The following is a 5,409-nucleotide window of genomic DNA, read 5'->3' on the forward strand; positions in this document are numbered from 1 at the left end:
AGTGTTTGTTGTTTGAGAACTCAATAGTGTGCCAAGTTTATTGATACCGAATTATTTTTAATTTGGTGGATATATAACATTTGCTTGGAATGATGCACCCCCGTGTGTTGTTCCAAGTGTTTTTATTCGCCAGGACTTCATTGGCTTCGCCCTTATTTTCCGAGGGGTTGCCGATGGCTTTTTATTTTTTTATGGAGAGTTTGATCCTGGCTCAGGATGAACGCTGGCGGCGTGCTTAACACATGCAAGTCGAACGATGACCCCCAGCTTGCTGGGGTGATTAGTGGCGAACGGGTGAGTAACACGTGAGTAACCTGCCCCCGACTCTGGGATAAGCCCGGGAAACTGGGTCTAATACTGGATATGACCTTTGACCGCATGGTTTTTGGTGGAAAGATTTATCGGTTGGGGATGGACTCGCGGCCTATCAGCTTGTTGGTGAGGTAATGGCTCACCAAGGCGACGACGGGTAGCCGGCCTGAGAGGGTGACCGGCCACACTGGGACTGAGACACGGCCCAGACTCCTACGGGAGGCAGCAGTGGGGAATATTGCACAATGGGCGAAAGCCTGATGCAGCGACGCCGCGTGAGGGATGACGGCCTTCGGGTTGTAAACCTCTTTCAGTAGGGAAGAAGCGAAAGTGACGGTACCTGCAGAAGAAGCGCCGGCTAACTACGTGCCAGCAGCCGCGGTAATACGTAGGGCGCAAGCGTTATCCGGATTTATTGGGCGTAAAGAGCTCGTAGGCGGTTTGTCGCGTCTGCCGTGAAAGTCCGAGGCTCAACCTCGGATCTGCGGTGGGTACGGGCAGACTAGAGTGATGTAGGGGAGACTGGAATTCCTGGTGTAGCGGTGAAATGCGCAGATATCAGGAGGAACACCGATGGCGAAGGCAGGTCTCTGGGCATCTACTGACGCTGAGGAGCGAAAGCATGGGGAGCGAACAGGATTAGATACCCTGGTAGTCCATGCCGTAAACGTTGGGCACTAGGTGTGGGGGACATTCCACGTTTTCCGCGCCGTAGCTAACGCATTAAGTGCCCCGCCTGGGGAGTACGGCCGCAAGGCTAAAACTCAAAGGAATTGACGGGGGCCCGCACAAGCGGCGGAGCATGCGGATTAATTCGATGCAACGCGAAGAACCTTACCAAGGCTTGACATGTTCCAGACCGCCTCAGAGATGGGGTTTCCCTTCGGGGCTGGTTCACAGGTGGTGCATGGTTGTCGTCAGCTCGTGTCGTGAGATGTTGGGTTAAGTCCCGCAACGAGCGCAACCCTCGTTCCATGTTGCCAGCACGTAAAGGTGGGGACTCATGGGAGACTGCCGGGGTCAACTCGGAGGAAGGTGGGGATGACGTCAAATCATCATGCCCCTTATGTCTTGGGCTTCACGCATGCTACAATGGCCGGTACAATGGGTTGCGATACTGTGAGGTGGAGCTAATCCCTAAAAGCCGGTCTCAGTTCGGATTGGGGTCTGCAACTCGACCCCATGAAGTCGGAGTCGCTAGTAATCGCAGATCAGCAACGCTGCGGTGAATACGTTCCCGGGCCTTGTACACACCGCCCGTCAAGTCACGAAAGTTGGTAACACCCGAAGCCGATGGCCTAACCACCTTGTGTGGGGGGAGTCGTCGAAGGTGGGACTGGCGATTGGGACTAAGTCGTAACAAGGTAGCCGTACCGGAAGGTGCGGCTGGATCACCTCCTTTCTAAGGAGCTAACCAATGATTGGTTGCCCGTTTCTGTCACGAGTGTTGGCAGGCGGGTTGCTCATGGGTGGAATATCAATGAACTCAGTACCGGAAAACGCGTCGACTTTATGGTTGGTGTGGGGTATTGGCTATGGCTGCATGGTGTTCATGCTCTTTTAGTACGCGTCCCTTTGGGGGTGTTGGAATGAGGGTGTGGGGGCCAGGCGGTTTGTATGGTTTGGCATGCTGTTGGGTTTTGAGGCAACAAGCGTCCTGTCCTTTTGGGGGTGGGGGTTTGGTGTTTCAGTGTTTGTCCTGTGTCTTTGCGCGCTGGTCTTTTGGGGTCCTTTGGGGTTCTTGGCCGGTGTTGTGGGGGTGTGGGGTTGTTGTTTGGGAACTGTATAGTGAACGCGAGCATCTTATAAGATGACCATGTGGGGAGCCCTTTGGGGTGACTTGTGTGGTTGTTTTGTGATTTTGTTGATTGTTTTATTGCTCAATCTGAGACTTTGATTTGTGTTGAAGTTTTTAAGGGCGCACGGTGGATGCCTTGGCATCAGGAGCCGATGAAGGACGTGGGAATCTGCGATAAGCCTGGTGGAGTCGATAACCGGACGTTGAGACCAGGATTTCCGAATGGGGAAACCCCGTACGGTGTCATGCCGTATGACCTGCAGCTGAATGTATAGGCTGTGTGGAGGGAACGCGGGGAAGTGAAACATCTCAGTACCCGCAGGAAGAGAAAACAATAGTGATTCCGTTAGTAGTGGCGAGCGAACGCGGATGGGGCTAAACCGGTTGGTGTGTGATAGCGGATAGGCGTTGCATCACCGGGGTTGTGGGGCCTACATGTGCTAACCCTATCTGGTTAGCGGGATGAGGTGCAGGCGTATAGGTGAATCGGTTGGAATGCCGGACCAGAGAGGGTGATAGTCCCGTAGGTGTAATGCGTGTCTGCCGTTCTAGTGTGGGTACCCGAGTAGCACGGGGCTCGAGAAATCTTGTGTGAATCTGCCAGGACCACCTGGTAAGCCTGAATACTACCTGATGACCGATAGTGAATCAGTACCGTGAGGGAATGGTGAAAAGTACCCCGGGAGGGGAGTGAAATAGTACCTGAAACCGTGCGCTTACAATCCGTTAAAGCATCCCACTTGTGGGGTGTGATGGCGTGCCTTTTGAAGAATGAGCCTGCGAGTTAGTGCTGTGTCGCGAGGTTAACCCGTGTGGGGAAGCCGTAGCGAAAGCGAGTCTGAATAGGGCGTTTGAGTGGCACGGTCTAGACCCGAAGCGAAGTGATCTACCCATGGCCAGGTTGAAGCGCGTGTAAGAGCGCGTGGAGGACCGAACCCACTTCAGTTGAAAATGGAGGGGATGAGCTGTGGGTAGGGGTGAAAGGCCAATCAAACTTCGTGATAGCTGGTTCTCCCCGAAATGCATTTAGGTGCAGCGTTACGTGTTTCTTACCGGAGGTAGAGCTACTGGATAGCTAATGGGCCCTACAAGGTTACTGACGTTAGCCAAACTCCGAATGCCGGTAAGTGAGAGCGTAGCAGTGAGACTGTGGGGGATAAGCTTCATAGTCGAGAGGGAAACAGCCCAGAACGCCAACTAAGGCCCCTAAGCGTGTGCTAAGTGGAAAAGGATGTGGAGTTGCTGTGACAACCAGGAGGTTGGCTTAGAAGCAGCCACCCTTGAAAGAGTGCGTAATAGCTCACTGGTCAAGTGATTCCGCGCCGATAATGTAGCGGGGCTCAAGCACACCGCCGAAGTTGCGTCATTCAAATATTTGCCTGGTTTCGATTGGGCGTTTGGATGGGTAGGGGAGCGTCGTGTGGACGGTGAAGTCGCGGTGTAAACCAGCGGTGGAGACCACACGAGTGAGAATGCAGGCATGAGTAGCGAATGACGGGTGAGAAACCCGTCCGCCGAATGATCAAGGGTTCCAGGGTCAAGCTAATCTGCCCTGGGTGAGTCGGGACCTAAGGCGAGGCCGACAGGCGTAGTCGATGGACAACGGGTTGATATTCCCGTACCGGCGAAGAACCGCCCATACTGAGCTTTTGATGCTAACCACCACTGAGCATGATGTTGTGGCCTTCGGGCTGCTTTTGTGTGAGGTGCTGGGAACCGATTTTGTGAGGTAAGCGTATTAACAGGTGTGACGCAGGAAGGTAGCCGAGCCAGGCAATGGAATTGACCTGGTCCAAGGGTGTAGGCCGAGAGATAGGCAAATCCGTCTCTCATTTATGGTTGAGACCTGATAGGCGCCCACTTTGGTGGGTGATTTGGTGATCCTATGCTGCCTAGAAAAGCATCGGCGCGAGGTTCTAGTCGCCCGTACCCCAAACCGACACAGGTGATCAGGTAGAGAATACTAAGGCGATCGAGAGAATCATGGTTAAGGAACTCGGCAAAATGCCCCCGTAACTTCGGAAGAAGGGGGGCCTGCCCCGTGAGGAAGACTTGCTCTTCTTTTGCGGGTGTGGGCCGCAGAGACCAGGGGGAAGCGACTGTTTACTAAAAACACAGGTCCGTGCGAAGTCGCAAGACGATGTATACGGACTGACTCCTGCCCGGTGCTGGAAGGTTAAGAGGACCGGTTAGCAACTTGTTGCGAAGCTGAGAATTTAAGCCCCAGTAAACGGCGGTGGTAACTATAACCATCCTAAGGTAGCGAAATTCCTTGTCGGGTAAGTTCCGACCTGCACGAATGGAGTAACGACTTCCCCGCTGTCTCAACCATGAACTCGGCGAAATTGCAGTACGAGTAAAGATGCTCGTTACGCGCAGCAGGACGGAAAGACCCCGAGACCTTTACTATAGTTTGGTATTGGTGTTCGGTGCAGCTTGTGTAGGATAGGTGGGAGACTGTGAAGCTCGGACGCTAGTTCGGGTGGAGTCATCGTTGAAATACCACTCTGGCTGTACCGGTCACCTAACTTCGGACCATGATCTGGTTCAGGGACAGTGCCTGATGGGTAGTTTAACTGGGGCGGTTGCCTCCTAAAATGTAACGGAGGCGCCCAAAGGTTCCCTCAGCCTGGTTGGCAATCAGGTGTCGAGTGTAAGTGCACAAGGGAGCTTGACTGTGAGAGTGACAGCTCGAGCAGGGACGAAAGTCGGGACTAGTGATCCGGCGGCACCTCGTGGAAGGGCCGTCGCTCAACGGATAAAAGGTACCTCGGGGATAACAGGCTGATCTTGCCCAAGAGTCCATATCGACGGCATGGTTTGGCACCTCGATGTCGGCTCGTCGCATCCTGGGGCTGGAGTAGGTCCCAAGGGTTGGGCTGTTCGCCCATTAAAGCGGTACGCGAGCTGGGTTTAGAACGTCGTGAGACAGTTCGGTCCCTATCCGCTGCGCGCGTTGGAAATTTGAGAAGGGCTGTCCTTAGTACGAGAGGACCGGGACGGACAAACCTCTGGTGTGTCAGTTGTACTGCCAAGTGCACCGCTGATTAGCTACGTTTGGAAGGGATAACCGCTGAAAGCATCTAAGCGGGAAGCCTGCTTCGAGATGAGATTTCCATGCACCTTGAGTGTGAGAGGCCCCCAGCTAGACCACTGGGTTGATAGGCAGGATGTGGAAGCAAGGACTAAAGACTTGTGTAGCTGACCTGTACTAATAGGCCGATGACTTACAACACACAGTAAAGCAATCGTTGAAGACAATGATGCTCGCGTTCACTATACGGTTACGAGACAACAAC

2 rRNA genes are annotated in these 5,409 nt (G+C 53.7%); both read left to right on the forward strand.

The annotated features are described in order from the left end of the window. The first annotated feature begins 188 nt into the window (after window positions 1–188). Window positions 189–1,714: ribosomal RNA gene (locus ACT3UQ_RS19420) — 16S ribosomal RNA — on the forward strand. Between the two features lie 500 nt (window positions 1,715–2,214). After that, window positions 2,215–5,346, forward strand: a 23S ribosomal RNA gene (locus ACT3UQ_RS19425). Together the 16S and 23S rRNA genes form the textbook arrangement of a ribosomal RNA operon. The last annotated feature ends 63 nt before the right edge of the window (window positions 5,347–5,409 follow it).

Origin of the sequence: Glutamicibacter sp. AOP12-B1-11, from assembly GCF_052379245.1 — a bacterium.
In the GTDB taxonomy this organism is placed as follows: Bacteria; Actinomycetota; Actinomycetes; order Actinomycetales; family Micrococcaceae; genus Glutamicibacter.